This is a genomic window from Streptomyces cellostaticus, assembly GCF_001513965.1.
GTDB classification, from domain to species: domain Bacteria; phylum Actinomycetota; class Actinomycetes; order Streptomycetales; family Streptomycetaceae; genus Streptomyces; species Streptomyces cellostaticus.
Genome location: NZ_KQ948021.1, coordinates 14,852 through 39,142, shown reverse-complemented (window position 1 = coordinate 39,142; position 24,291 = coordinate 14,852). Strand labels below are relative to the sequence as shown.

Below are 24,291 nucleotides of genomic sequence, written 5' to 3'. Positions count from 1 at the left end.
TCACCCGGACCCGGTCGGCTCCGGGGTGAGCAGGCCCCGGCGGTGGGCGATCGCCACCGCCTCCGTACGGCTCGTGGCGCCCAGCTTGGCGAGGATGTTGGACACGTGCACACTGGCGGTCTTGCCGGTGATGAACAGCTCCTCGCCGATCTGCCGGTTGCTGCGCCCGAGCGCGAGCAGCCGCAGCACCTCCCGCTCCCGCGCGGTCAGCGGCGAGACGGTGTTCCCGCCGGGCGACGGGGTCGCGCGTATCAGCGTGTCGATGCGTTCCAGCAGCGGTACGGCGCCGAGCGCGGCAGCCGTCTTGTGGGCCTCCCGCGCACACTCCAGCGCCTCCGTACGACGGCCGACGGCCGCCAGGGCCTGCGCATACCGCAGCCGGCACCGCGCCTGTTCGTACGCGTCGCCGAAGCCGAACGCGGCGACCGTCTTCTCCCAGGCCGCCGGGTCCGGCCCCGAGACGGCCGTGGCCCACTCCGCCTCGGCGCGGGCCAGCCACGCCTGCCCTTCCGGACCCTGCGGGCGGCCCTCCTTGTCGTCCGCGGCCGAGGCACGCGCCTGCTCCACCAGCGCGGTCGCGGTGTCCGTCCAGCGGCGCAGCTCCCGCTCGTCCCCGCTGCCGCGCAGCTCGGCGGCCCGGTCGGCGACCGCGGCGAGACAGAGCGCGGCGAGCCGGACCCCCACATCGGGCCGCCGCCCCGAGTCGTCGCGGAGCGCCGTGAGCGCCTCCCGCATCCGCTCGACGGCCGCCTCCGGGTCGCCGAGCAGCGCGGCGGCGTCGGTGCGGACGATGCCGGCGACGAGCGTGCCCATCCAGTCGAACGGGCCGTCCGCCAGCGCGTGGGCCCGCTCGGCCGCCGTGAGGTCGCCCCGCGCCACCGCCACGTACAGCGCGGGGCCGGTCGCGAACGTGCCCGCTGCGGGCAGCGCGGCCTCGGCTTCGGCCGCCGCGCCGAGGCACTCGTCCCAGCGGCCCAGCGTGTACATCACCAGCAGCTGGAGGTACCGCATCCCCAGCGGATACGTCGAGGACAGCAGCCCGGTCCGGCGCGCCCGCTCCAGGGCCTCGGCCAGCAGCGGCAGGCAGGCATCCAGGTCGCCGGCCTCGAAGCGGCTGATGGCCTGGTTGAACAGCGCGCGCATCTCCACGGGACCGTGCCCGACGGACCGGGCCAGCTCCCGGGCCCGCCGCAGCCGCTCCTGGCCCTGCGCGGAACGCCGGCCGCCGCCTTCGAGAATGGCCAGGGAGATCAGCAGATCGGCCTGGGCGTCGCTCGCGCCCAGCTCCTCAGCCACGCCCAGCGCGCGGTGGGCGATGCGCAGGGCCGTTTCGGCCTCGCCGAGGTGAATGGCCGCCATGACATGCGTGGCCGCCGCCCACACCCAGGTCCGCGACGGCGGCTCGGCGGGGATCAGCGCCAGCGCCTCGCTGCTGTAGCGGAACGCGGCCTTCAGCTGGTCCACGGTGAGCAGGTTGCCGGCGAGGGTGTAGCGGATCCGGGCGGCGAGCGCGGAGTCGGCGTCCTGGCTGACCCCGGCGAGCGCCGCCCGGGTGAGCGAGACCGCCCGATGGGAGTCCCCCGCGTGCGCCGCCGCGGCCGAGGCGCGCAGCGTCAGCGTGACGGGGTCGACCCCGGCGAGGGCGGGCCGGGCGTCCGGCGCCACCGACGGCCACAGTTCCAGGACGGTTTCGAGATGCCGCAGTTCCTCGGCGGGGGCGCCGAGCCGCTGGGCGTGGTCGGCGGCGTCCAGGGAGGCGGTCAGCGCCTCGGGCAGGTCGTGGCTCTCGCGGTAGTGGTGGGCGCGCTCGGCCGCGGTCTCCGCGGTGCGCCCGCGGGCCGCGAGCAGCCGGGCGTAGGAGCCGTGCAGCCGGGTCCGCTCGCCGGGCAGCAGATCGGCGTAGACGGCCTCGCGGGTGAGCGCGTGCCGGAAGGTGTACGTGCCGCCCTCCCCGGGGACGAGCAACTGCCGTCCGACGGCCTCGCGCAGGGCCGACTCCAGCTCGTCCTCGGGCAGCCCGGCGGCCTCGCACAGCAGCGCGTGCCCGACGCGGCGGCCGGCCACCGCCGCCGTCCGCAGCACCTGCTGGGCCGTCTCGGACAGCTGCTCGACCCGGATCAGCAGCAGGTCGGCCAGCCCGCTGGGCACCCCGTCGGCCTCGGCGCCGGCCGCCGCGACCAGCTCCTCCGCGTAGAACGCATTGCCCTCGGCACGGGCGACGATGCCGCGCACGGTGGCCTCGGGCAGCGGGCGCTCGCGCAGCGCCCGCACCAGGCGGGTGACCTCCGCGTCGGGCAGCGGGCGCAGCTCCAGGCGCTCCACGGCCGGCAGTCGCACCAGCTCGGCCAGCAGCGGGCGCAGGGGGTGGCGGCGGTGCAGGTCGTCGGCGCGGTAGGAGGCGAGCACGGCGAGGCGCCGGTCGGGGGCGCCGGGGCCCGGCCGGTGCAGCACACCCCTGCTGAGCAGGAAGCGCAGCAGGTCGCGGGAGGACTGGTCCGCCCAGTGCAGGTCCTCCAGCACCAGCAGCACGGGCGCGACGGTGGCCAGGTCGGCGAGCAGCCCGGCGATGCCCTCGAAGAGCCTGAGCCGCCCGTCCGGGTCGCGCGCCGGATCCGCTCCCGCACCCAGCAGCCGGTCCGCCACCGGGTGCGCGGCCAGCACGGCCGAGAACCGCTCGTCGGCGGCGAGCACTCCGAGGACCTCGGTGAACGGCAGATACGGCAGACCGACGTCACCGAGGTCCACACAGTGCCCGGTGACCACGGTCGTCCCGGCCCGCGCCGCCCGCCCGGCGACCTCGTCGAGCAGCCGCGTCTTGCCGACCCCCGCGTCCCCGGCGACCAGCACGGCCCGTGCTTCACCGCCCCGGGCACGCTCCAGTACGCCCGTGAGCCGGGCCAGTTCCCCGGCCCGGCCGATCAACGGCGGTGTGATGAAGGCACTCTGCGACACGGCCTCATCCTGACACGCGGCACCGACATCGCCCGCCCGAGTGACCCGTGACCGTGCGGCATCGCGCGCGTGTGACCCGCGAGCGTTCAGCGCAGCGTCTCGGCCCAGTCGGCCGGCACCCGCCCGGCCGGACCCGGCGCCGGCTGGTCGGCGGGATGGCTGGCCGGGGGCGCGAGTTCGGGACCGGAGTTGTACAGCTCGTTCGTGTCGTAGTTCCAGAACCAGCCCTCGCCCGGCTCGAAGCTGCGGATCACCGGATGCCCGGTCTCCCGGTAGTGGCCGGTGGCGTGCTTGGCGGGGGAGTCGTCACAGCAGCCGATGTGGCCGCAGGTCGCGCAGCGGCGCAGGTGGAACCACCAGCCGCCGGCCTCGTCGCACTCCACGCATCCGGTGCCGCTCGGCGCAACGCTCGGGTCGATCGCGGATTCGCCGCTCATGCTGCCTCCTCGGGGGTCGTCAGGGCGGACTCCTCCTGAGGCGCCTCGGCGGTCAGCGGCAGCAGCACCTGGAAACGGGTGTCGCCGGGCACCGACTCGACCTGCATGGTGCCGTGGTGCTTGTTCACGACGATCCGCCACGAGATGTCCAGGCCGAGGCCGGTGCCCTCGCCGACCGGCTTGGTGGTGAAGAACGGATCGAAGATGCGGCTCCTGATCTCCGGCGGGACCCCGGGCCCGGTGTCCCGGAATTCGACCAGCACCCGCTCGTGGTCCAGCGCGGTCCGCACGGTCAACGTGCCTTCCCCGCCCGCGCTGTTGATGGCGGAGACCGCGTTGTCGACGAGGTTGGTCCACACCTGGTTCAGCTCCGCCGGATAGCCGGGGACCTGCGGGAGCGTACGGTCGTACTCCTTGACCACCTGGATGCGCTGCCCGATCTTGCCGGACAGCATCAGCAGCGTGCTGTCGAGGAGTTCGTGCACGTCGACCACCCGGTAAGGGGCTCGGTCCAGCTGCGAGTACTGCTTGGCGGCGTCGACCAGGTGCGAGATCCGGGTGGTGGAGTCCTCGATCTCGGTCATCAGCAGCTCGGTCTCGATGGTGTAGTTGAGCCAGCCGACCGCCCCGGGCAGGATCTCCTCGTCCACGGCCGCCGCGACCTGCTCCAGCCAGTCGGTGTCGAGTCCCGCCTGCACGAAGGTCGGCGCCAGCTGCCAGCCGTAGTCGATGCCGTGGTCCTCCAGCCAGTCCGTGAGCGTGTCCTCCCGGTCGGCGGCCTCCAGCGGGCTGAGCGCCGGCGCCTTGGCGACGCGCTCGGCGGTGCGCTCCTGGATCTCGATCAGGCTCGCCAACGCGTCCCGGGAGAACGGGCCTTCGGCGATCACGGCGAGCTTGTGCCGCATCTTCGCGACCCGCTCCCGCAGCGTCGACGTGGCCCGCACGGCCGCGGCCGCCGGGTTGTTCAGCTCATGCGTGAGCCCGGCGGACAACGAGCCGAGCGCCAGCAGCCTCTCCCGCTGCCCGACCATGGCCTGGGTGTTCTTCACACCGAAGAACAGGCCCTCCAGCAGATGCACGGCCATCGGGAACCACTCGCTCATGACGGCCGCGAAGGTGTCCGCCGGCAGCACGAAGAACCGCGTCGGCTCCGTCACCCGCATCGAGTTGTTGTACGCCTGCCGCACCCGGTCCCCGAGGTACGCCTGCATGGCACCCGCGTACACCCCGGGCTGCGAGGACCGGTTCACCTCCACATCGTCGCCGCCGACCCGGCGGGAGAGCACGACCGTGCCCTCGATCATCACGAAGAAGCAGGTGGCGGGGTCACCCTCGGCGTACACCGGGCCGGGCTGGAACAGCTCCACCCGGCCCTCGCTGCACAGCCGCCCCAACTGCTCGGGCGCCAGCTTCTCGAAGAGGAACAGCGAGCCGATCTCCCTGGGGCTGCACGGCATCGGCTGCCCGCTCATGACTGCTCCAGATACCGGTGGACGAGCATGACGGCCATGGCTCCCTCTCCGACGGCGGACGCGACGCGCTTGGCGGACTCGGCGCGTGCGTCGCCCGCCACGAACACGCCGGGAATGCTGGTCTCCAGGTGGTACGGCGGCCGGTCCAGCTCCCAGCCGGCCGGCGGCCGCCCGTCGGCGGTCAGGTCGGGTCCGGCGAGGATGAAGCCGCGCTCGTCGCGCAGCACCGTGTCGCCCAGCCAGTCGGTCAGCGGGGCCGCGCCGATGAACACGAACATCCACTGGGCGTCGACCTGTTCGCTCTCACCGCTCGCCACATGACGCAGCGTCAGCCGCTCCAGGCGCTCGGAGCCGTGCGCGGCGTCGACCACCGTGTGAGCGCGCACAGAGATGTTCGGGGCCTCGTTGATCTGCTGGATCAGGTAGTACGACATCGACGCCGACAGGTCGGGGCCGCGCACCAGCAGTGTCACCGACTTGGCGAACCTGGACAGGTACATCGCCGCCTGGCCCGCCGAGTTGGCGCCGCCGACGATGTACACATCGTGTCCCTGGCAGCCGGCCGCCTCGGTCAGTGCGGAGCCGTAGAACACCCCGCAGCCGGTCAGGTCCGTACAGCCCTGGGCCTCCAGCTGCCGGTACTGCACGCCGGTCGCCAGGATGACGCTGTGTGCCGCGATCGCCGAGCCGTCCGCGAACCGTATGACGCGCGCCGCCCCGTTGACCTCCAGTCCCGTCACCTCGCGCGCGGTCAGGATCTCGGCGCCGAACTTGGCAGCCTGCCGCCGCGCCCGGTCGGTGAGCTGGGCACCGGAGACGCCGTCGGGGAAGCCGAGGTAGTTCTCGATCCGGGAGCTCTGTCCGGCCTGTCCACCGGTCGCCGACCGCTCCACGAGCACGGTCCTGAGGCCCTCGGAGGCGCCGTACACGGCCGCGCCGAGCCCGGCCGGACCACCACCTATGACCACGAGGTCGTAGAAGTCGGCCGTCGGCCTCGTCGCCAGACCCACCCGTGCGGCCAGCTCCGGTGCCTCCGGCTCGACCAGCACCGACCCGTCCGGGGTGACCACCAGCGGCAGCCGCTGCCCGTCCTGCCCGGCGGCGGCCAGCAGCCGCTGCCCCTCCGGCTCCTCGACCGAGTACCAGCGGTACGGCACCTGGTTGCGGGCCAGGAACTCGCGCACGTCCGACGACCGCGCCGACCACCGGTGCCCGACGACCTTGGTGCTGGGCACGGGCCGGTAGTCGCTGTGGCGCCACGCCTCCAGGAGGTCGTCCAGCACCGGGTAGAGCTTCTCCTCCGGCGGGTCCCACGGCTTGAGCAGGTAGTGGTCCAGATCGACGACGTTGATCGCGTCGATCGCCGCGCTGGTGTCCGCGTACGCCGTGAGCAGCACGCGCCGCGCCCCCGGATACACGTCCAGCGCCTGTTCCAGGAACTCGATGCCGTTCATCTGCGGCATCCGGTAGTCGGCCAGGATCACGGCCACCAGATCGCCGCGCAGCTTCAGCTCGCGCAGCGCCTCGAGGGCGGACTCGCCCGACTCCGCGCGCACGATCCGGTACGACTCGCCGTAGCGCCGCCTGAGGTCACGGGCGACGGCTCGGGAGACCCCCGGGTCGTCGTCCACGGTCAGGATGACGGTCCGCGCTGCGTCGGCGGCCTGTGCCATACGTCTCCCACCCCGAGCGTTCGGATCCACGGGACGGTGTCGCTGGGCCCACCGCACCGGCTCCCGCCCATCGTATGTTCGATCGCCGGGGTTCGCTCCGGGATCAGACAGGGCCCGCGATCTCAGCCGTGGCACTTGCCGGGCACACAGAACTCGCCGGCCCTGGCGGCAGTGTGGATCAGCGGGCTACAGGACCGTTCTGCTCCTGAACGCCGGCCAGGGTTCGCAGTGCGCGCAGGAAGCACTCGGTGTCCGTGTCGGAGAGCGCGGCGAGGAACCGGCGCTCCGCCTCCGCGCGGGCGAGTTCGGCCTCGCGGAGCAGCTCCTGACCCTCGGGGGTCGGCTGCACCGTGTTCCGGCGCCGGTCCTCGGTGCTGCGACGGCGCGCCACGAGGCCCTTGCCCTCGAGGGTGTCGACGAGGGCGACCATCGTGGTCCGGTCGACGCTGATCCGGCCCGCGGCCTCCATCTGCGACAGCGGCCGGTCCGCCGCGAGCACGGCGAGCACCGCGAGCTCGCGGCCGTCGACACCGAAGGGCGCCAGTGCCTGTGCGGAGGCCTCGGTGAACCGCAGGTGCACATGCTTGAGCAGATAGCCGAGTCGCGAGGTCAGCGTGGTCTGCGCGTCGGTGGATGCGTCGCCCGTCATGGCCACATCGTATCTGCTGATAGTCAGCAGCACTGATGATTTACTGAGCTGACGTTCTCGGCAGTGGACGGTGAGGGGATGGGCGACATGACCGGTCGGACGCGGTACCCGGTGACCTTCGGCATCAAGACGACGCCGATGCGGGTCACCTACGACGAGATCCTGCGGGTGTGGCAGGAGGCCGACGACCTGCCCGACATCGCGGACGCATGGCTGTGGGACCACCTGATGCCGATCGCCGGCCCGAAGGACGGGCAGATCCTGGAGGGCTGGACGCTGCTTGCCGCTCTGGCCGCACGGACGCGGCGGCTGCGGCTGGGACTTCTGGTGACGAGCAACCGGATCCGCCCGCCCGCAGTCCTCGGCAAGATCGCCACCACCGTGGACGTGATCTCGGGCGGCCGCCTGATCATGGGCCTCGGCGTGGGCGGCACGCACCAGCCGCCCGGGGCGGGAGGCATCGCCGGTGAGAACCCCGCCGTCGCCGAGTACGCGGCCTACGGCCTCACCCTGGTCCCGCCGGCCGAGGGCATCGCCCGCCTGGCGGAGACCATCGCCATCCTCAAGGGGATGTGGACGCAGGAGGTCTTCGACTTCCAGGGGCGCCACCACACGCTCACCGGCACCTACAGCGAGCCGAAGCCGGTGCAGCGCCCCGGCCCGCCCCTGCTGATCGGCGGCTGGGGCACCAGAACCCTGAGGCTGGTGGCCGAGCACGCGGACATCTGGAACGTGCCCGGGCCACCGCACAACACCCTCGAACGCGTCACCGAACGCGCCCGTGTGCTGGACGCCCACTGCGCGTCCGTGGGCCGGGACCCGGGGACGATCACCCGCTCCGTGCAGTACATCGTGTCCTACGACGACCCGGCAGCGGACCGCAGGACCATCGCGGACCTCGTCGACGCGGGCTTCACGCACATCGTGCTGAGCCTGCGCAGTCCTTACCCGCCGGGGGTCGCGCGGTGGCTCGTGGACGAGATCGTCGTGCCCGTGCGCGACGGTGCCCGATAGTGGGCAACAGCAGGAGGAGTACGACGAAGACTCGGAACGACGGGGAGGCCCAGGCATGACACGCCCGATCACGGCAGGGGTGGACGGCACGGAGGAGAGCCTGGCCGCGCTGGACTGGGCCGGCCGTGAGGCCGTACGCCGCGGACTGCCGCTGCGCGTGGTGCATGCGTGGCGCATCCACGAGGCCCTGGGCGCGGTCGACCGGGACACGCAGCGCGGCTGGGTGTCGGACGGGGTGGGGGAGGCCGTGCGCGCCGTGTCCGGGCGGCATCCGGAGCTTGGGGTGAGCGTCGACGTGGTCGAGGCCGGGGCCGTCGAGGCGCTGGTCGCGGCGGCTGCGGATGCCGAGATGCTGGTGCTGGGCTCGCGCGGGCACGGCCGGGTGGTCGGGTTCCTGCTGGGCTCCGTCGGCCAGCAGGTGATCGCCGAGGCGGGCCGGCCGGTGGTGCTGGTGCGGGCCGGGGACCGGCCGACGGCGGAGGCGGCCGGGCGGGACGTCGTCGTCGGCCAGCACGGTGGCCCCGAGGACAGCGCGGCGGTCCTGCGCTTCGCGTTCGAGACGGCGGCCGCCCGCGGCGCCACCGTCCGCGCCGTGCGGGCCTGGACCCTGCCGCCCGTCTTCGCCTACAGCCCGGGCTCGCTCAAGCTCCTGGACGACGTCGGCGGTCTTGAGCCGTACGAGAAGAAGGCCCTGGCCGAGGCGGTTCGGCCGTGGCGGGAGCGCTTCCCGCAGGTGCCCGTGGCCGAGCACGTCGAGATGGGCAGCGCGGGGCAGGTGCTGCTGTCGGCGGCCGCGCGGGCCCAGCTGACGGTCGTCGGCCGGCGGGCGTACCGCACGGCCGTGGGCGCCCGGATCGGCTCGGTCGCGCACGGTGTGCTGCACCACGCCGAGTGCCCGGTGGCGGTCGTCCCGCACGGGTGAACTACTCGGGCGTCGTCGGCTCCAGGGCCGCGCGGGCCTTGGGCAGGACGTTCCTGGTGTAGTCCTCGACGGCGGTGTCCAGGCCTATGTCGTGCTGGGCCTGCTCGGACAGGTACCAGCGGTGTTCGAGCAGTTCGTGGTAGATCTCGGCCGGGTCCATCGAGCCGCGGAGCCCCGGCGCGACCGCGCGCACGGTGGGCCGGAAGACGTCCCGCACCCAGCGGTGGGCGAGCACCTCGGGGCGGGCGGCGAGGGGGTCGCCCGGGGCGTAGTCGTCCTGGGTGGCCATCCAGCTCTCCAGGTCGTTCAGCAGCCGCCGGGCCTGGTTCTCCTCGGTGTCGAGGCCGGTCAGCCGCAGCAGCTGGCGCTGATGGTGACCGGCGTCGACGACCTTGGGCACGAAGGTGACCGTGTCGCCGCCCGCGGAGTGCTCGATCTGCATCTCGGCCACGTCGAAGCCGAGGTCGTTGAGGCGGCGTATCCGGCGTTCGATGTAGTGGTACTTGCCCGCCGGGTAGACCGAGGTGCGGGTCAGCTCCTGCCACAGGCCGCCGTAGCGGGTGCAGATCTCGTGGCCGAACTCGACGGGGTCGACGGACGGGTGCAGGGCGCCCGACGCCTCCAGGTCCAGCAGCTCGCCGCTGATGTTCACCCGGGCCAGGTCCAGGTCGTACTCCCGCTGGCCGGGGCTGAGGCGCGGGTGCAGGTCGCCGGTCTCGGCGTCGACCAGGTACGCGGCGTACGCGCCCGCGTCCCGGCGGAACAGCGTGTTGGACAGCGAGCAGTCGCCCCAGGCGAACCCGGCCAGGTGCAGCCGGACCAGCAATGCCGCGAGGGCGTCCATCAGACGGTGCATGGTCGCCGGGCGCATGGTCGTCTCGAACATCGAACGGTACGGCTGCGAGCCGCGCAGATGCCGGGTGACCAGCACCGGCTCCAGCGGGGCTCCGGTGCGGTCGGTGCGGCCGGTGATCACGGCGAGGGGGTCGACGGCGGGGATGCCCAGCCGGTCCAGGTCGCGCAGCAGCTGGTACTCGCGCAGTGCGGGCCGCTCGGCCAGCTCCTTGACGGCGATCACCTCGTCACCGGCGCGCGCGTAGCGCACGACGTGCCGGGAGATGCCCCGGGGGAGTGGCACGAGGTACTCCTCGGGCCACTCCTCCAGGGGCACGTCCCAGGGCAGTGCGAGCAGGAGCGCGGGGTGCTCCGGGTTCGTGGCGCTGATCTGCAAGGCCATGGGACGAACCCTAAGGCCCCGCCGGGCGTCGCCGGGATCCCGTCCACGAGGGCATGCGCAACGAGCCGTTCACTGCACGCCGTGCGGCCGGAACTGGATGCTGATGCGCGGTCCCGTCGCGCGAGCGGTCTTGGGGACGCAGTGTTCCCAGGTGCGCTGGCAGGAGCCGCCCATCACGATGAGGTCGCCGTGCCCGAGCGGCCGCCGGACCGTCGTACCGCCGCCTCCCGCCGGTCGCAGCAGCAGGTCCCGGGGCGCGCCGACGGAGAGGATCGCCACCATCGTGTCCTCGCGGGCGCCCCGTCCGATCCGGTCGCCGTGCCAGGCGACGCTGTCCCGGCCGTCGCGGTAGAAGCACAGTCCGGCGGTGGTGAACGGCTCGCCCAGCTCCCCGGCGTAGTGCGCGGACAGGGCTGCGCGGGCCTCGTCCAGGACGGGGTGCGGCAGCGGGTCGTGCGCCGAGTAGAAGGCGAGCAGGCGCGGTACGGCCACCACGTGGTCGTACAACGTGCGGCGTTCCGCGCGCCATGGAACCTCGGCCGCCAGCTGTTCGAACAGGGCGTCCGCGCCGCTCAGCCAGCCCGGCAGCACGTCGATCCAGGCGCCCGGGCCCAGTTCGGTCCGGCGCAGTCCGTCGAGGGAGCCGAGCCGCAGCTCGTCGGTCTGGTCGAACAGGGAGCCCTGGAGGTGCGTGGACATGAGCCCAGCGTACTCCTAAATCGAAAATGCGTTCCCATTATGGGGGTGGAGGAGGCTCTTTCGATACATCGGTGTATCGGATACATTCATGTATCGAACGGAGGTCTCAGCGATGACGGCGCAGGACGCGGCACGGCGAGTCACCAGGCGGCGGGCCCGGACACGGGCCAACCTGCTCGACGCCGCCTTCGCGGTCTTCGCCGCCAAGGGTTTCGGCCGCGCCTCCATCGAGGAGGTCTGCGAGGCCGCCGGCTACAGCCGGGGCGCCTTCTACTCCAACTTCGCCACCCTGGACGAACTGTTCTTCGCCCTGTACCGGGAGCGCGCCGACCTCATCGCCTCCCAGGTGGCCGACGCCCTCGCCCAGGACAGTTCGGACCTCGACGTGCCCGCCTCCGTGGACCGGGTCACCGAGGTCCTGCTGCTCGACGTGGACTGGCTGCTGGTGAAGACCGACTTCCTGGTGCACGCGGCCCGCGACCCGGCCGTCGCCCAGGCCCTCCTCGACCACCGCACCCGGCTCCGGGAGGCCATCGCCGACCGGCTCTTCCGGGCCCGGGGCCACACCGAACTGCCCGCCGTGCTCGGCGACGTCGACGGCGCCGCCCGCGCGGTCGTCGCGGCCTACGACGGCGTCACCACCCAGCTGCTGCTGGACCGGGACGTCGACACCGCCCGCACCTGGCTCAAGCAACTGCTCACCGCCCTGCTGACGGACGGCAGCGCACCCCCGTATGAGTCGTAGACGGAAGGACACAGACGCCATGGCCGCCATGGACGCGGACGTCATCGTCGTCGGAGCGGGCCTCGCCGGCCTGGTCGCGGCGCACGAACTCACCAGCCGGGGCCGGCGCGTCGCCCTGGTCGACCAGGAGAACGCCGCCAACCTGGGCGGCCAGGCGTTCTGGTCCTTCGGCGGGCTCTTCCTCGTGGACTCGCCCGAGCAGCGGCGCCTCGGCATCAAGGACTCCTTCGACCTCGCCTGGAACGACTGGCGGGGCAGCGCCCGGTTCGACCGGCTGGAGGACGAGGACTCCTGGGCGGTGCGCTGGGCCCGCGCCTACGTCGAGTTCGCCGCCGGTGAGAAGCGGTCCTGGCTGGAGGGACACGGCATCAGCCTGCTGCCGACCGTCGGCTGGGCCGAGCGCGGGGACCTGCGGGCGGACGGGCACGGCAACTCCGTACCCCGCTTCCACATCGCCTGGGGCACCGGCACCGGCGTGGTCGAACCCTTCGTCCGCTACGCCCGGCAGGCCGCCCGGGACGGACTGCTCACCTTCTACCACCGCCACCGGGTGGACGAGCTGGTCATCGAGGAGGGCACGGCGCGCGGGGTGCGCGGCACCGTCCTCGCCGACGACGACTCACCGCGCGGCGTGACCTCCAGCCGCGAGCGCGTCGGCGACTTCGAACTCGCCGCCCAGGCCGTGATCGTCACCAGCGGCGGCATCGGCGCCGACCACGACATCGTCCGCCGCTACTGGCCCGAGCGGCTCGGCACGCCCCCGGCCCAGATGGTCACCGGCGTCCCCGCCTACGTCGACGGCCGGATGCTCGACATCAGCGCCGAGGCGGGCGTGCGCCTGGTCAACCGGGACCGGATGTGGCACTACACCGAGGGCCTGCAGAACTGGAACTCCGTCTGGCCCGGCCACGGCATCCGCATCCTGCCCGGCCCGTCCTCCGTCTGGCTCGACGCCCTCGGCCGCCGCCTGCCCGACCCCTGCCTGCCCGGCTACGACACCCTGGGCACCCTCAAGTACCTGCGCACCACCGAGGACATCGCCGGGTACGACCACTCCTGGTTCGTCCTCACCCGGAAGATCATCGAGAAGGAGTTCGCGCTCTCCGGCTCCGAGCAGAACCCCGACATCACCGCGAAGGACCGCAAGGCCGTGCTGCGGGACCGGCTGCTCGGCAAGGGTGCCCCCGCGCCCGTGCAGGCCTTCCTCGACAAGGGCGCGGACTTCGTCACCGCGCACTCCCTGGAGCAGCTGGTCGAGAAGATGAACGGCCTCACCGACAAGCCCCTGCTCGACGCCGCCGAGGTGCGCCGCCAGATCGAGGCCCGCGACCTGCAGATCGCCAACCCGTACAGCAAGGACTCCCAGGTCCAGGGCATCCGCAACGCCCGCCGCTACATCGGCGACCGGCTCGGCCGGGTCGCCACCCCGCACCGCATCCTCGACCCGTCCGCGGGCCCCCTGATCGGCGTCCGGCTGCACGTCCTGACCCGCAAGACCCTCGGCGGCATCCAGACCGACCTCGACTCCCGCGCCCTCGGCGCCGACGGCACGCCCGTCGGCGGCCTCTACGCGGCCGGAGAGGTGGCCGGCTTCGGGGGCGGCGGCGTGCATGGCTACAACGCCCTGGAGGGCACCTTCCTCGGCGGCTGTCTGTTCTCGGGCCGCGCGGCGGGCCGGGCGGCGGCGAAGCAGACGGGCTGAATGAAGCAGACGGGCTGCATTCAGCCTTCCAGCAACTGAGCCAGTACGGAGGCGTGGCTCTGCTCCGGCGTCCTGGACGCCGTGAGCAGCGTGACCGGACCCTTGCGGGCCGACTCCCCGAGGCCGTCGAGCAGCTCGGCGGCCTCAGGAGCCGCGAGCTCCGCCTCGTAGCGGCGCCGGAACTCCTCGAACGAGCCCTCGCCGGCGTGGAACCAGCGGCGCAGCTCCGTCGACGGCGTGAGCCCCTTGGGCCACTCGTCGACGTGCGCCGCGTCCTTGGCGAGACCGCGCGGCCACAGCCGGTCCACCAGCACCCGCAGGCCGTCATCGGGCTCGGGCGGATCGTAGATCCGGCGTACGCGCACGCTCACGGTCGGGGCCCCTCTCGGGTCGCGGACGGTCCCGCGAGCGTACTGCGGCAGGCCCGGCCCGCCAGGTGGCGACGCGGCGTGACTTGACCAGAATGAGGGGGAAACCGGCTCACCCGCGCCCCTAGTCTGTGGGCGAATCGATCACCCGCCCACCCCCCCCGAGGAGCGCATGTGACGCCGCCACCCCGCCGTCAGGCCGCAAGACGACGCACCGCAGTCCTCCGCCGAGAGGCGGTCCTCGCCACCGTGCCCGTCGCCGTCGCGGCACTGCTCGGGGCCGCCGGACCCGCGGCGGCCGGCACGACCGGCGCGGCCGGGGCCGGCGACCCCTACTTCCCGCTCAGCGGCAACGGCGGCTACCACGTGAGCCACTACGACCTGACGCTCCGTTACGACACCGCCTCCCGGCACCTGGACGGCAAGGCGGTCCTCAGCGCCCGCGCCACCCAGCGGCTCACCCGCTTCGACCTCGACCTCAAGGGCCTGAAGGTCACCGGCGTCACCGTCGGCCGCACCGCCGCCGGCTACCGCCGCCACGGCCAGGAACTCGTCGTCACCCCGCGCCACGCCCTGCGCAAGGACCAGGAGTTCCGCGTCACGGTCACGTACCACGGCACCCCCAAGCCGGTCACCGACCCGGACGGCTCCGCCGACGGCTGGATACCCACCGACGACGGGGCGTTCGTCGCGGGCGAGCCGCAGGGCGCGATGACCTGGTTCCCGGCGAACGGCCACCCCAAGGACAAGTCGTCGTACGACTTCACCATCACGGTCCCCGAGGGGCGTACCGCCGTCGCCAACGGCATTCTGCGCGGGCAGCACACCGCGCACGGCCGCACCACCTTCCGCTGGCACGAGGCCGCACCCATGGCCGCCTATCTGGCCACCGCCACCGTCGGCACGTTCAAGGTGGAGCGGTACACCACCCCCGACGGCATCCAGGTCTACAACGCCGTCGACCCCCGGGAGGCGCACGCGTCCGCACCGGTGCTGAAGCAGCTGCCCTCCGTGCTCGCCTGGGAGAGCAAGCTGTTCGGGCCGTACCCCTTCCGCGCCGCCGGCGCGATCGTCGACCACGCCCCGGGCGTCGGTTACGCCCTGGAGACCCAGACCCGGCCCGTCTACGACTCGGCGCCCGACCTGAGCACCCTCGTCCACGAGAGCGCCCACCAGTGGTTCGGCGACTCCGTCTCGCTGACCTCCTGGAAGGACATCTGGCTCAACGAGGGCTTCGCGACCTACGCAGAGTGGCTCTACAGCGAGCAGCACGGCGGCGACAGCGCCCAGAAGACCTTCGACGCCCTCTACGCCCGCCCGGCGGGCGACCACCTGTGGGCCTTCCCGCCCGGTGACCCGGGCAGCGGCAAGAACATCTTCGACACGCCCGTCTACGCCCGCGGCGCCATGGCGCTGCACGAGCTGCGCAAGGCCGTCGGCGACACGGACTTCCTGCGGATCCTGCACGCCTGGGCGGCGGAGCACCGTGCCGGGCACGGTACGACGGCCCAGTTCGTGAGGCTTGCGGAGCGCGAGTCCGGGAAGGACCTGGACGGGCTGTTCCACACCTGGCTCTACGTCAAGGGCAAGCCGAAGAGCGCCTGAACCCTGACGAGTTCCACACAAGTGTCGGCCATGGTCGACCCATGATCCATCGCAGAACCGCCGTCGCTCTCCTCGCCTCCCCGCTGCTGCTCACCGGCTGCGGCGGCGGAGCCGAGGCGACCGAGCGCCGCGTCCCCGCCACCCGCCCGGCGCCGACGGCCACCCCCACACCGCAAGTCCAGGCGGAGCCGGCACCGCAGGGCATACCCGGTCTCGGCCCGAAGGTGACCGCCGCGATACCCGACCGCTGCCGGCAGGCCGTCGTCGTCACCGGGCGCGGCAGGAACTCCCCGCTGTGCACGGTCGTTCTGCACCAGCGCACCGCCACCGGCCGGCAGGCGGGCGCCGCATGGCCCGCCGACAACGCGCTGCACGGCTGGAGCAGCCACCACCTGGCCGGAGACCTGCGCTCCCCGCTCGGCGTCTACACCCTCAGCGACGCCGGCGGCCTGCTGACCGATCCGGGCAGCAGGCTCCCGTACCACCACTCCTCGGGGTTCGTCCCGCCCGGCACCGGCTTCGAGGGCGAACCCCTCGCCGGATCCTTCGACTACGTCATCGCCATCGACTACGACCGCGAGCCGGGCACCTCACCCCTGAACCGGACCCGCCCGCTCGGCCCGAGCCGGGGCGGCGGGGTCTGGCTGCACATCGACCACGGCGGCCCGACCCACGGCTGCGTCAGCGTCGCCCAGGCTCATATGAAGGAGCTCCTGCGCACCCTGGACCCGGACCGGCACCCGGTCGTCGCCATGGGGTACGCCGACCGGCTCGCCCGCTGAGCCGCCTGGCTAGGATCCGAACTCGTGTGCGCACATGTGCTGGTCGCCGAGGACGACGAGAAGCAGGCCGAACTGATCCGCCGCTCGCTGCTGGCCGAGGGGCACACCGCCACGGTGGTGCACGACGGCGCGGCCGCGCTCGACGCGGCCCGGCAGCTGAGACCCGACCTCGTCGTGCTCGACCTGATGCTCCCGGTGATCGACGGCTTCGGCGTGTGCCGGGTACTGCGCAAGGACGCCGAGGACCCCGGCATCCCCGTGGTCATGCTCACCGCCCGCGCCGCCGAGGACGACGTGCTGCTCGGCCTGGAACTGGGCGCCGACGACTACATGACCAAGCCGTACAGCCCGCGCGAGCTGATGGCTCGCATCCGTACGGTCCTCAGGCGCAGCGGGCGCGGTGTCGGCGTGCGGGACGACGATCCCGTCGTACGGGCCGCAGGGGTCAGCGTCGATCCCGTACGGCACGAGGTGCGCTGCGACGGGGTGCCGGTCGACTGCACGCCCGCCGAGTTCCAGATCCTGCTCGCCATGGCCGCGGAGCCGGACCGGGTCTTCTCCCGGCGGCAGTTGCTGCACTGCACCCGCGGCTTCGACCGGGCCTCCACCGAGCGGGCCGTCGACGTGCACATCATGAACCTGCGCCGGAAGATCGAGGCCGACCCGCGGCGCCCGGTCCGTCTGGTGACCGTGTTCGGCGTCGGCTACAAGCTGAGCGGCGCACGTCCGTGAAGCGCCGGACACCGCTGCGCAAACGGCTGCTCGTCCGGCTGCTGTTCGTCTCCGCGCTCATCGCCGTCTGCTCGGTGGCCGCCACCGCCTGGCTCGCGGTGACGACCACCACCAGCGCCCTGAAGGAGGAACAGGGCCAGGACCTCGCCGCCGACAACAGCATCCTGGCCCGGCTCAGCGGGTACGCGGCGACCCACCCCGACTGGTCGGACGTCCAGCGCACCGTCCGTGACCTGGCCCGCGAGACCGGCAGGCGGATCGCCCTCACCAGCGCGGACCGCACGCTCGTCGCCGACTCCGCGCAACGCGGCGCGCCGCTGCCGCCCCGGCCCGCCGCCACCGTCGACCCCCTGCGCACCGACACCTACACCGAGACCGGGGCCCAGCTCAGCGGCATCGACCCGCGGGTGGTGGGCCCCTACCGGGTCACGGCCAAGGAGCGGGACCGGCTGGACGCGCTGGCCGCCAAGCGCAGGCAGTGCTACGAGCGTTTCGGCGTCGACGCCACGGTCGTGCGCACCCCGAGCGGACGCCCCGTGCTCAGCAGCCCCGAGGGCACCGACACCTCCTACGCTGCGGAACAGTGCGCGGACGGACAGCTGAACACCCCCGTGCCCACGGAGGAGAAGGCCCTGACCGACCTCTCGGACCTGGCCCGCCCCTGTCTGAAACGGGCGGGTCTGGACCTCGGCGGGCCGCTGTTCCTCACCTTCGACCCCAGCGGAAAGGATCCCTTCGGCGGCGGCTACCTGGCAGCCAAGTCCCCCAGGCCCGGCAACACCAAAGCCGCCGGCCAGGCGGCGCAGCGCTGTGTGCTGAGCGCCCGCCGCACCCAGCTGGAGCCCTATGTCGCCCCGGTCGCCGAGCTGTTCCTCGGCATCGGGGACCAGAACCCCTCCCGCTTCGACATGTCCGCGGCCAACAAGGCCACAGTGGTCGGCGCGGCCGGGCTGGTCCTCGCCGTCACCTTCGCCGTGACCGCCGTCGTCGCCGTCCGGCTGGTACGGCCGCTGCGCGCGCTGACCGAGGCCGCACAGCAACCGCCCGAACTGCATGTGCGGGTGCCGGTGACCACCCGGGACGAGACCGGCATCCTCGCAGAGGCGTTCAACGACCTGACCGAGCGCCGGGAGCGCCTGGAGGCCCAGCGCAAGGCGATGGTCAGCGACATCGCCCATGAACTGCGCAGCCCGCTCACCAACATCCGCGGCTGGCTGGAGGTCGTCCGCGACGGCGTCGTCGACCCCGATCCCGCCCTGCTCGCCTCGCTGCACGAGGAGTCGCTGGTGCTCCAGCGGATCATCGACGACCTGGAGGATCTCGCGGCCGCCGACGCGGGCACCCTGCGCCTGCACCGTGAGCCGGTCCCGGCCGGCGACCTGCTCGGCCAGGTCGCCGCCGCCCACCGGGTGGCCGCCGACGCCGCCGGGGTCGCCCTGCGCGCCGAGGCCGACGACACGGCCTGGCTGGAGGCCGACCCGGTACGGATGCGGCAGGCCCTCGGGAACCTGGTCTCCAACGCGCTGCGCCACACCCCCGCCGACGGCACGGTCACGCTGACCGCCCGCCGGGACGGCGAAGAGGTCGTCCTCACCGTCGCCGACACCGGCACGGGCATCGCGCCCGAGGACCTGCCGCATGTGTTCGACCGGTTCTGGCGCGCCGAGAAGTCCCGCAGCCGCCGCACCGGCGGCAGCGGGCTCGGCCTGCCGATCGTCCGCCACCTGGTCGCCGCGCACGGCGGCACGGCCGAGGCGGCGAGCGAGCCCGGCGAAGGCGCGGTGTTCACCCTGCGGTTGCCCGCGGCGGCGCCGGCGGACGGGTGAGGAACGGTGCCCTGTGCAGGATCAGCGGCGCTGTCGCACGCCCGGACGCCGGCGCAGCACCCGCCGTTCCGTCTCCGTCGTGCCGCCCCAGATGCCGACCGGCTGCCCCGTCCCCAGTGCCCACTCCAAGCACTGCTCCCGGACCCGGCAGCACGCGCACACGTCCTTGGCCCGCTGCGTCTGCACCGTCGCGGGCCCGGTGGTGCCGATCGGGAAGAAGAGATCGGGGTCCGTGTGGCGGCACGCGGCCTGGTCTCGCCAGTTGCCCATGAAAGTCACCTGCGATCGATGTCGTCCGCGCCCTTGCACCTGTGTAACGCGAGTTCGGGTCACCGTCGAGCCAACCGTCAAACACGCACATCCGGTCACTCCTCGCGCAGGCCCCACGGGGAGCCGTACGCGGTCAACAGGTCGAGGAACGGCCGAGCGGGAAAGGCCTCCGGGCCCAGGACGCCCGTGCCCGACCAGGCACCGGTGGCGAGGAGTTCGAGGGCGACGACCGGATTGACCGCCGTCTGCCACACCACCGCCTGACAGCCGTACTCCGCCATGGACCACTGGTTGTCGACCACGTGATACAGGTACACCTCGCGCGGCGCCCCGTCCTTCGTGCCGCGCACCCAGGTGCCCGCGCACGTCTTTCCGCGCATCCGCTCGCCCAGCGTCGCCGGATCCGGCAGGCACGCGGCGACCACGTCCCGCGGCGAGACGGCGACCGGCCCGTCCGCGCCGGGCACGGTCACCGGCGCGGTGCGGTCGAGTCCCAGCCGGTGCAGCGTCTTCAGCGTCTCGATGAACTCCCGGCCCAGCCCGTACTTGAACGTGACGCGCCGCGCACCGACCCAGCGCGGCACCAGCAGCACCTCCTCGTGCTCGACGTTCACACACTCCACCGGGCCGATGCCTTCGGGGAAGTCGAACACCTCGGGTTCGCTGAACGGGGCCGTGGTGAACCAGCCGCGCCCTTCCTCGTACACGACCGGCGGGTTCAGGCACTCCTCGATGGTGGTCCAGATGCTGAAGGACGGCGCGAAGTCGTAGCCGTCGACGGTGAGGTTCGCGCCGTCGCGGATGCCGATCTCCTCGATGCTGTCGAAGAGTTCGTCGGCCGCGTACCGCGCGAACACGTCCGACAGACCGGGCTCCACGCCCATGCCGACCAGCGCCAGCGCACCCGCCTTCTCCCACTCGCCGGCCAGCGCGAACTGCTCGTCGCCCAGCTTGGTGCCGCACTCCTCGTACGGCCGCTCGGGGTGCGGCCGGGACAGCGACATCGCCATGTCCACGTAGGTCGCACCAGCCGCGCGTGCCGCCCGGAACAGGGGCATGACGAAGCGCGGGTCGGTGGCGTTGAGCAGGACGTCGCAGCCGTGGCGGGCGAGCAGCCGGGCCACGCCGGCCTCGTCGCCCGCGTCGACGCGCTCGGCACGGAACCGGTCCCCGGCGTCGCCGAGCGCCGCGACGGCCGCCTCGGCCCGGGCGGGGTCGTAGTCGGCGACCACCATCAGGTCGAGGAACGGGCGCCGGGCCACGATCCGGGTGATGGCGGTGCCCACACCACCGGCTCCCACGAGCAGTACACGCATGACGAAACTCCCTGCCTGACACGGACGGAATGAGGACGGGGCAGGCGCGCCTTGACCGGAATCCAACGCCCGGGCATGACGTAAGGTCAATGGCGTTGGCATAAGGATCGCAGGGAGGACCCCCGTGCCCAAGCCCGTGGTGCCCGAGGAGAAGCGCCGCCGGCGCCGCCCGACCCGCAGCGGCACCGTGCTGTCCGAGCGGCTGATCGTCGAGACCGCGCTGCGTCTGCTGCGCGAGCACGGCAGTGCCGGGCTGACCGCGCGCCGCCTGGGCCTCGCCCTGGACTGCGATCCCAGCACGCTGTACCGGTACTTCCGCGGCATGGACGACCTGACCCTGGCCATCGGGGACGCGCTGATCGGGCAGGCGCTGACCGGCTGGGGGCCGACGGGACAGTGGCGGGCGGACCTCAGGACGATCGGGCTGCGCATCCACGCCGCGTACGTCGCGCACCCGCAGGCGGCGCTGCTGACCGCCAACCGGGTCACCGGCCGCGCCCACGAACTGGCCGCCGACGAGGCGGTCCTGGACGTCCTGCGCACGGCCGGCTTCTCGCTCGAGGAGACGGTCCGCGTCTACCACGCCTTCATCGACCAGACGCTGGCCTTCGCCGCCCTCGACTCCGCCTCCCTGGCCCTGCCGACCGCCTCCCAGCGGGCGGACGAGGACAAATGGCACTCGACCTACGCCCGCCTGCCCCGCGCCAGCCACCCCCGCATCGCCGAGGCGGCGCCGCTGCTGGCCGGGCGCATGGTCACCAGCGCTTATCCGACGGCTTTGGAGATGCTCCTCGACAGCGCCGCGGGGAGGCTGGCGATGGCGGGTGGATGAAGGCGGCGCCGGGGCAGCGACGGCGCACGCGGGCCGCGGGCGGCGGCCCCGGCGACCGGCTTCGGCGCGGGACGTCCCCGCCCGGGCAGGACGGCCGGCGGCCGCTCGGGGTGCCGCAGCGGGCCGTCCGCCGCCGGGCCGCCGGCAGCGCGGCCGGCCTCAGTGCCGCAGCGCCTGCGCCGCCGTCGTCGACACCGCCTCGGCCAGCGCCGCCAGCGCGGGGGAGTCGAGTTTCCACTGCTGCCAGTGCAGCCTGACGTCCATCCACTCCCGTCGGGCGAGCAGGACGAGACGGCCCTCGCGCAGCAGCGGGCGGGCCTGGGCCTCCGGGACCATGCCCCAGCCGAGCCCCGCGGCGACCGCGTCCAGGAAGCCCTCCGAGGTCGGCACGTGGTGCCGGAGCGGGCCGGCCGCCGTACCGCCCAGCTGTCGCACGAAGCCGTCCTGGAAGTCGTCCTTGCGGTCGAAGACCATGACGGGGGCCTCGGGCAGGAGATCTGGCAGGGGCCCGTCCAGGTGCCGCGCGGCGAACTCCGGTGCGGCCACCGGCAGATAGCGCATCCTGCCGAGCGGCCGGACCGAGCAGCCGGGCACCGGGTCCGGTGAGGAGGTCACGGCCGCCATCACCAGGCCCTCGCGCAGCAGCGCCGCCGTGTGGTCCTCGTCCTCCCGGTGCAGTTCGAAGCAGAGCCCGGGCACCCGGAGGAGCGCCTGGAGGAACCAGGTCGCCAGCGAGTCCGCGTTCACCGCGACCGACACCCGCGTCGGCTCCCCGGGGCCGCTCAGCCCCAGCTCGCCGCGCGCGTCCCGCTCCAGCCGGGCCAGCTGCCGGGCGAACCGCACCAGCACCGCACCGGACTCCGTCGGGCGCACCGGCTTGGTGCGCTGGAGCAGCACCCGGCCCGTGCGCTGCTCCAGCGCCTTGACCCGCTGACTGACCGCCGACGGCGTCACATGCAGGGCAGCGGCCGCCGCGTCGAACGTGCCCTCGTCCACCACGGCGAGCAGCGTCCGCACCTGCTCCAGGGGAAGCTCGGTCATCACGAGAGCTAAGGATACGTAAGAATCTTTAGCTGTACCTACGGTGATCGCTTGCCTAACGTCGAGGGCATGAACCACGCTCTGACCGCCGCGGCCGCCGGATTCGGCACCGGCCTCTCTCTGATCGTCGCCATCGGCGCCCAGAACGCCTTCGTCCTGCGCCAGGGGGTGCGCCGGGACGCCGTCCTCGCCGTGGTCGGCATCTGCGCCCTGTCCGACGCGGTGCTCATCGCGCTGGGTGTCGGCGGGGTCGGCGCGGTGGTGGTGGCCTGGCCGGGCGCGGTGCGGGCGGTCGGGCTCGTCGGCGGCGCGTTCCTGCTGTGCTACGGCGCCCTCGCCGCCCGGCGGGTGCTCAGGCCCGGCACCGGCCTGCGCACGGAGGGCGAGGCGGTGGGCTCGCGGCGGCGGGCGGTGCTGACGTGCCTGGCGCTGACCTGGCTCAACCCGCACGTCTACCTGGACACCGTGTTCCTGCTCGGTTCCCTGGCCGCCGACCGCGGCCCGCTGCGCTGGACCTTCGGGCTCGGCGCCGCCCTCGCCAGCCTGTGCTGGTTCGCCGCCCTCGGCTTCGGCGCCCGGCTGCTCGGCCGCTTCCTCGCCCGGCCCACCGCCTGGCGGGCCCTGGACGGCCTGGTGGCCGTGACCATGCTGGCGTTCGGGGCCGTGCTCGTCGCCGGATCGTGAGACAACCGGTTCGGTGACCACAGGAGTTGCTGCCATAGTGAGGCTCGAATCGAAAGATGTATCGAGCAACCTCTGTCGAGCGACCTCTGTCGAGGAACCAGGAACCCGTGGACACGAGCGAGAGCAGCAGCACCGAGCCCGACACCGCCCCGCCGGCCGCGCCCGCCCCGCCCCGGCGCGGCTGGCGCCGCTGGGCGATGGACACCCGGCCCCTGCGCATCCCCGCCTACCGGCGGCTGTGGTCGTCGACCATCGTCACCGCCGTCGGCAGCCAGCTCACCGCCGTCGCCGTACCCAAGCAGATCTACGACATCACCGGCTCTTCGGCCTGGGTCGGCTATGCCGGCCTCGCCGGTCTCGTGCCCATGGTGGTGTTCGCACTCTGGGGCGGGGCGGTCGCCGACACGGTGGACCGGCGCAAGCTGCTGCTGGTCACCAACAGCGGTATCGCCGTGACCTCGCTGCTGTTCTGGGCGCAGGCCGTCACCGGCCTGGACTCGGTCGTCGTCCTGATGGTGCTGCTCGCGCTGCAACAGGCGTTCTTCGGCCTCAACTCCCCGGCCCGCAACGCCTCCATCGCCCGACTCGTCCCGGCCGGGGAACTGCCCGCGGCCAATGCGCTCGGCTCGACCGTGATGCAGACCGGCCTGGTCGCGGGCCCGCTGCTGGCCGGTGTGCTGATCCCGGTCATCGGGCTGCCCGTGCTGTACCTGATCGACGCGCTGGCCCTGTGCGTCACCGTGTGGGCGGTGTTCCGGCTGCCTGCACTGCCGCCGCTGGGCGAGGGGCCGGCCCGCCGGGCCGGGGTGCGCGAGATAGCGGCCGGGTTCCGCTACATCTCCGGGCACAAGGTGCTGTTGCTCTCCTTCCTGGCCGACATCGTCGCCATGGTCCTCGGCATGCCCCGCGCCCTGTTCCCGCAACTGGCCGCGCAGACGTACGCCTCCTACGGCGAAGGGCTCGCGCTCGGCGTCCTGTTCGCCGGGATCCCGGTCGGCGCGGTACTCGGCGGACTGTTCTCCGGCGTCTTCTCGCGGGCGCGGCGGCACGGCTGGATGGTCATCGGCGCGGTGGTCGGCTGGGGCGTGGCCATCGCCGGGTTCGGGCTGAGCGGCAACCTCTGGCTGGCCGTGGCCTTCCTCGCCGCCGCCGGTGTCGCCGACATGGTCTCCATGGTGTTCCGCGGGGCCATCCTGCTCTCCGCCGCGACCGACGAGATGCGCGGCCGGATGCAGGGCGTGTTCACCGTGGTCGTCGCGGGCGGCCCACGCCTGGCCGACGTACTGCACGGCACGTCCGGCTCGGCGTTCGGCCCGCGGGCCGCTGTGGCGGG

General features: G+C 73.2%; 22 protein-coding genes. 11 read left to right on the top strand and 11 right to left on the bottom strand.

Going from position 1 to position 24,291, the window contains the following annotated elements:
* The 5 genes from AQI88_RS15210 to AQI88_RS15190 all read right to left on the bottom strand — a co-directional run bounded on the left by AQI88_RS15210 (position 1) and on the right by AQI88_RS15190 (position 7,183).
* The gene (locus AQI88_RS15210) at positions 1–2,952 is read right to left on the bottom strand and encodes a helix-turn-helix transcriptional regulator (protein WP_066998286.1); all 2,952 of its coding nucleotides are present in this window, start codon (positions 2,950–2,952) and stop codon (positions 1–3) included.
* A gap of 86 nt (positions 2,953–3,038) precedes the next feature.
* On the bottom strand, positions 3,039–3,389 hold the full coding sequence (locus tag AQI88_RS15205) for a UBP-type zinc finger domain-containing protein (protein ID WP_066998283.1): 351 nt from the start codon (positions 3,387–3,389) through the stop codon (positions 3,039–3,041).
* Positions 3,386–4,861, bottom strand: a complete 1,476-nt coding sequence (locus AQI88_RS15200; protein WP_066998281.1) for an ATP-binding protein — start codon at positions 4,859–4,861, stop codon at positions 3,386–3,388. Before AQI88_RS15200 ends, AQI88_RS15205 begins: the two co-directional genes overlap by 4 nt.
* Positions 4,858–6,534: an NAD(P)/FAD-dependent oxidoreductase gene (locus tag AQI88_RS15195; protein ID WP_066998278.1), complete on the bottom strand. Its 1,677-nt coding sequence runs from the start codon at positions 6,532–6,534 to the stop codon at positions 4,858–4,860. Before AQI88_RS15195 ends, AQI88_RS15200 begins: the two co-directional genes overlap by 4 nt.
* Positions 6,535–6,712: 178 nt before the next feature.
* The gene (locus AQI88_RS15190; protein WP_066998274.1) at positions 6,713–7,183 is read right to left on the bottom strand and encodes a MarR family winged helix-turn-helix transcriptional regulator; all 471 of its coding nucleotides are present in this window, start codon (positions 7,181–7,183) and stop codon (positions 6,713–6,715) included.
* Between the two features lie 87 nt (positions 7,184–7,270).
* Between AQI88_RS15190 and AQI88_RS15185 the strand changes: the two genes are divergently transcribed.
* Both AQI88_RS15185 and AQI88_RS15180 read left to right on the top strand, forming a co-directional pair.
* Complete coding sequence (locus tag AQI88_RS15185) at positions 7,271–8,197, top strand: LLM class flavin-dependent oxidoreductase (RefSeq protein WP_066999124.1); 927 nt, start codon at positions 7,271–7,273, stop codon at positions 8,195–8,197.
* A 55-nt stretch (positions 8,198–8,252) separates the two neighbouring features.
* Positions 8,253–9,119: a universal stress protein gene (locus tag AQI88_RS15180; protein ID WP_066998271.1), complete on the top strand. Its 867-nt coding sequence runs from the start codon at positions 8,253–8,255 to the stop codon at positions 9,117–9,119.
* Between the two features lies 1 nt (position 9,120).
* Here AQI88_RS15180 and AQI88_RS15175 read toward each other — a convergent pair whose 3' ends face one another.
* Positions 9,121–10,356, bottom strand: a complete 1,236-nt coding sequence (locus tag AQI88_RS15175) for a DUF4032 domain-containing protein (protein WP_066998269.1) — start codon at positions 10,354–10,356, stop codon at positions 9,121–9,123.
* 69 nt (positions 10,357–10,425) lie between these two features.
* Positions 10,426–11,055, bottom strand: a complete 630-nt coding sequence (locus tag AQI88_RS15170; RefSeq protein WP_066998265.1) for an alpha-ketoglutarate-dependent dioxygenase AlkB family protein — start codon at positions 11,053–11,055, stop codon at positions 10,426–10,428.
* Positions 11,056–11,167: 112 nt separating this feature from the next.
* Between AQI88_RS15170 and AQI88_RS15165 the strand changes: the two genes are divergently transcribed.
* On the top strand, positions 11,168–11,800 hold the full coding sequence (locus AQI88_RS15165) for a TetR/AcrR family transcriptional regulator (RefSeq protein ID WP_066998260.1): 633 nt from the start codon (positions 11,168–11,170) through the stop codon (positions 11,798–11,800).
* Positions 11,801–11,828: 28 nt separating this feature from the next.
* Entirely contained in the window at positions 11,829–13,502 is a 1,674-nt protein-coding gene (locus AQI88_RS15160) for an FAD-binding dehydrogenase (RefSeq protein WP_066999121.1), read from the top strand.
* Positions 13,503–13,522: 20 nt separating this feature from the next.
* Here the strand turns inward: AQI88_RS15160 and AQI88_RS15155 are convergent, their stop codons facing one another.
* The gene (locus AQI88_RS15155) at positions 13,523–13,873 is read right to left on the bottom strand and encodes a DUF488 domain-containing protein (RefSeq protein WP_066998257.1); all 351 of its coding nucleotides are present in this window, start codon (positions 13,871–13,873) and stop codon (positions 13,523–13,525) included.
* Positions 13,874–14,044: 171 nt separating this feature from the next.
* Between AQI88_RS15155 and AQI88_RS15150 the strand changes: the two genes are divergently transcribed.
* Genes AQI88_RS15150 through AQI88_RS15135 form a run of 4 tightly spaced genes read left to right on the top strand, consistent with a single transcriptional unit; the run spans position 14,045 to position 18,815 of the window.
* Entirely contained in the window at positions 14,045–15,475 is a 1,431-nt protein-coding gene (locus AQI88_RS15150) for a M1 family metallopeptidase (RefSeq protein WP_066998254.1), read from the top strand.
* Between the two features lie 41 nt (positions 15,476–15,516).
* Entirely contained in the window at positions 15,517–16,257 is a 741-nt protein-coding gene (locus tag AQI88_RS15145; RefSeq protein WP_066998251.1) for a L,D-transpeptidase family protein, read from the top strand.
* 24 nt (positions 16,258–16,281) lie between these two features.
* A complete protein-coding gene (locus AQI88_RS15140; RefSeq protein ID WP_066998248.1) occupies positions 16,282–16,989 on the top strand; it encodes a response regulator transcription factor in 708 nt (235 codons plus the stop codon).
* Positions 16,986–18,815: a sensor histidine kinase gene (locus AQI88_RS15135; RefSeq protein WP_066998245.1), complete on the top strand. Its 1,830-nt coding sequence runs from the start codon at positions 16,986–16,988 to the stop codon at positions 18,813–18,815. The genes AQI88_RS15140 and AQI88_RS15135 overlap by 4 nt, the downstream gene beginning before the upstream one ends.
* A 21-nt stretch (positions 18,816–18,836) precedes the next feature.
* On the opposite strand, the gene AQI88_RS15130 is transcribed toward AQI88_RS15135, so the two are convergent.
* Together AQI88_RS15130 and AQI88_RS15125 are read right to left on the bottom strand one after the other, a co-directional pair.
* Positions 18,837–19,085: a WhiB family transcriptional regulator gene (locus tag AQI88_RS15130; protein ID WP_066998242.1), complete on the bottom strand. Its 249-nt coding sequence runs from the start codon at positions 19,083–19,085 to the stop codon at positions 18,837–18,839.
* A 95-nt stretch (positions 19,086–19,180) separates the two neighbouring features.
* Complete coding sequence (locus AQI88_RS15125; protein WP_066998230.1) at positions 19,181–20,401, bottom strand: saccharopine dehydrogenase family protein; 1,221 nt, start codon at positions 20,399–20,401, stop codon at positions 19,181–19,183.
* Between the two features lie 124 nt (positions 20,402–20,525).
* Here AQI88_RS15125 and AQI88_RS15120 point away from each other — a divergent pair, with 124 nt between their 5' ends.
* Positions 20,526–21,233, top strand: coding sequence for a TetR/AcrR family transcriptional regulator (locus AQI88_RS15120; RefSeq protein WP_066998228.1), 708 nt, complete (start codon positions 20,526–20,528; stop codon positions 21,231–21,233).
* A 159-nt stretch (positions 21,234–21,392) separates the two neighbouring features.
* Here AQI88_RS15120 and AQI88_RS15115 read toward each other — a convergent pair whose 3' ends face one another.
* Positions 21,393–22,277, bottom strand: coding sequence for a LysR family transcriptional regulator ArgP (locus tag AQI88_RS15115; protein WP_066998225.1), 885 nt, complete (start codon positions 22,275–22,277; stop codon positions 21,393–21,395).
* 66 nt (positions 22,278–22,343) lie between these two features.
* Between AQI88_RS15115 and AQI88_RS15110 the strand changes: the two genes are divergently transcribed.
* Both AQI88_RS15110 and AQI88_RS15105 read left to right on the top strand, forming a co-directional pair.
* A complete protein-coding gene (locus tag AQI88_RS15110; protein ID WP_066998223.1) occupies positions 22,344–22,958 on the top strand; it encodes a LysE/ArgO family amino acid transporter in 615 nt (204 codons plus the stop codon).
* A gap of 107 nt (positions 22,959–23,065) precedes the next feature.
* Positions 23,066–24,291, top strand: a 1,226-nt coding sequence (locus AQI88_RS15105; RefSeq protein WP_066999118.1) for an MFS transporter, incomplete at its 3' end; no start/stop codon positions are given.

Bases quoted from the DNA above. Each gene is read 5' to 3' on its own strand.
- AQI88_RS15205 (WP_066998283.1), bottom strand. From the start codon at position 3,389: ATGAGCGGCGAATCCGCGATCGACCCGAGCGTTGCGCCGAGCGGCACC.
- AQI88_RS15200 (WP_066998281.1), bottom strand. From the start codon at position 4,861: ATGAGCGGGCAGCCGATGCCGTGCAGCCCCAGGGAGATCGGCTCGCTG.
- AQI88_RS15195 (WP_066998278.1), bottom strand. From the start codon at position 6,534: ATGGCACAGGCCGCCGACGCAGCGCGGACCGTCATCCTGACCGTGGAC.
- AQI88_RS15190 (WP_066998274.1), bottom strand. From the start codon at position 7,183: ATGACGGGCGACGCATCCACCGACGCGCAGACCACGCTGACCTCGCGA.
- AQI88_RS15185 (WP_066999124.1), top strand. From the start codon at position 7,271: ATGACCGGTCGGACGCGGTACCCGGTGACCTTCGGCATCAAGACGACG.
- AQI88_RS15180 (WP_066998271.1), top strand. From the start codon at position 8,253: ATGACACGCCCGATCACGGCAGGGGTGGACGGCACGGAGGAGAGCCTG.
- AQI88_RS15175 (WP_066998269.1), bottom strand. From the start codon at position 10,356: ATGGCCTTGCAGATCAGCGCCACGAACCCGGAGCACCCCGCGCTCCTG.
- AQI88_RS15170 (WP_066998265.1), bottom strand. From the start codon at position 11,055: ATGTCCACGCACCTCCAGGGCTCCCTGTTCGACCAGACCGACGAGCTG.
- AQI88_RS15165 (WP_066998260.1), top strand. From the start codon at position 11,168: ATGACGGCGCAGGACGCGGCACGGCGAGTCACCAGGCGGCGGGCCCGG.
- AQI88_RS15160 (WP_066999121.1), top strand. From the start codon at position 11,829: ATGGACGCGGACGTCATCGTCGTCGGAGCGGGCCTCGCCGGCCTGGTC.
- AQI88_RS15145 (WP_066998251.1), top strand. From the start codon at position 15,517: ATGATCCATCGCAGAACCGCCGTCGCTCTCCTCGCCTCCCCGCTGCTG.
- AQI88_RS15130 (WP_066998242.1), bottom strand. From the start codon at position 19,085: ATGGGCAACTGGCGAGACCAGGCCGCGTGCCGCCACACGGACCCCGAT.
- AQI88_RS15125 (WP_066998230.1), bottom strand. From the start codon at position 20,401: ATGCGTGTACTGCTCGTGGGAGCCGGTGGTGTGGGCACCGCCATCACC.
- AQI88_RS15110 (WP_066998223.1), top strand. From the start codon at position 22,344: ATGAACCACGCTCTGACCGCCGCGGCCGCCGGATTCGGCACCGGCCTC.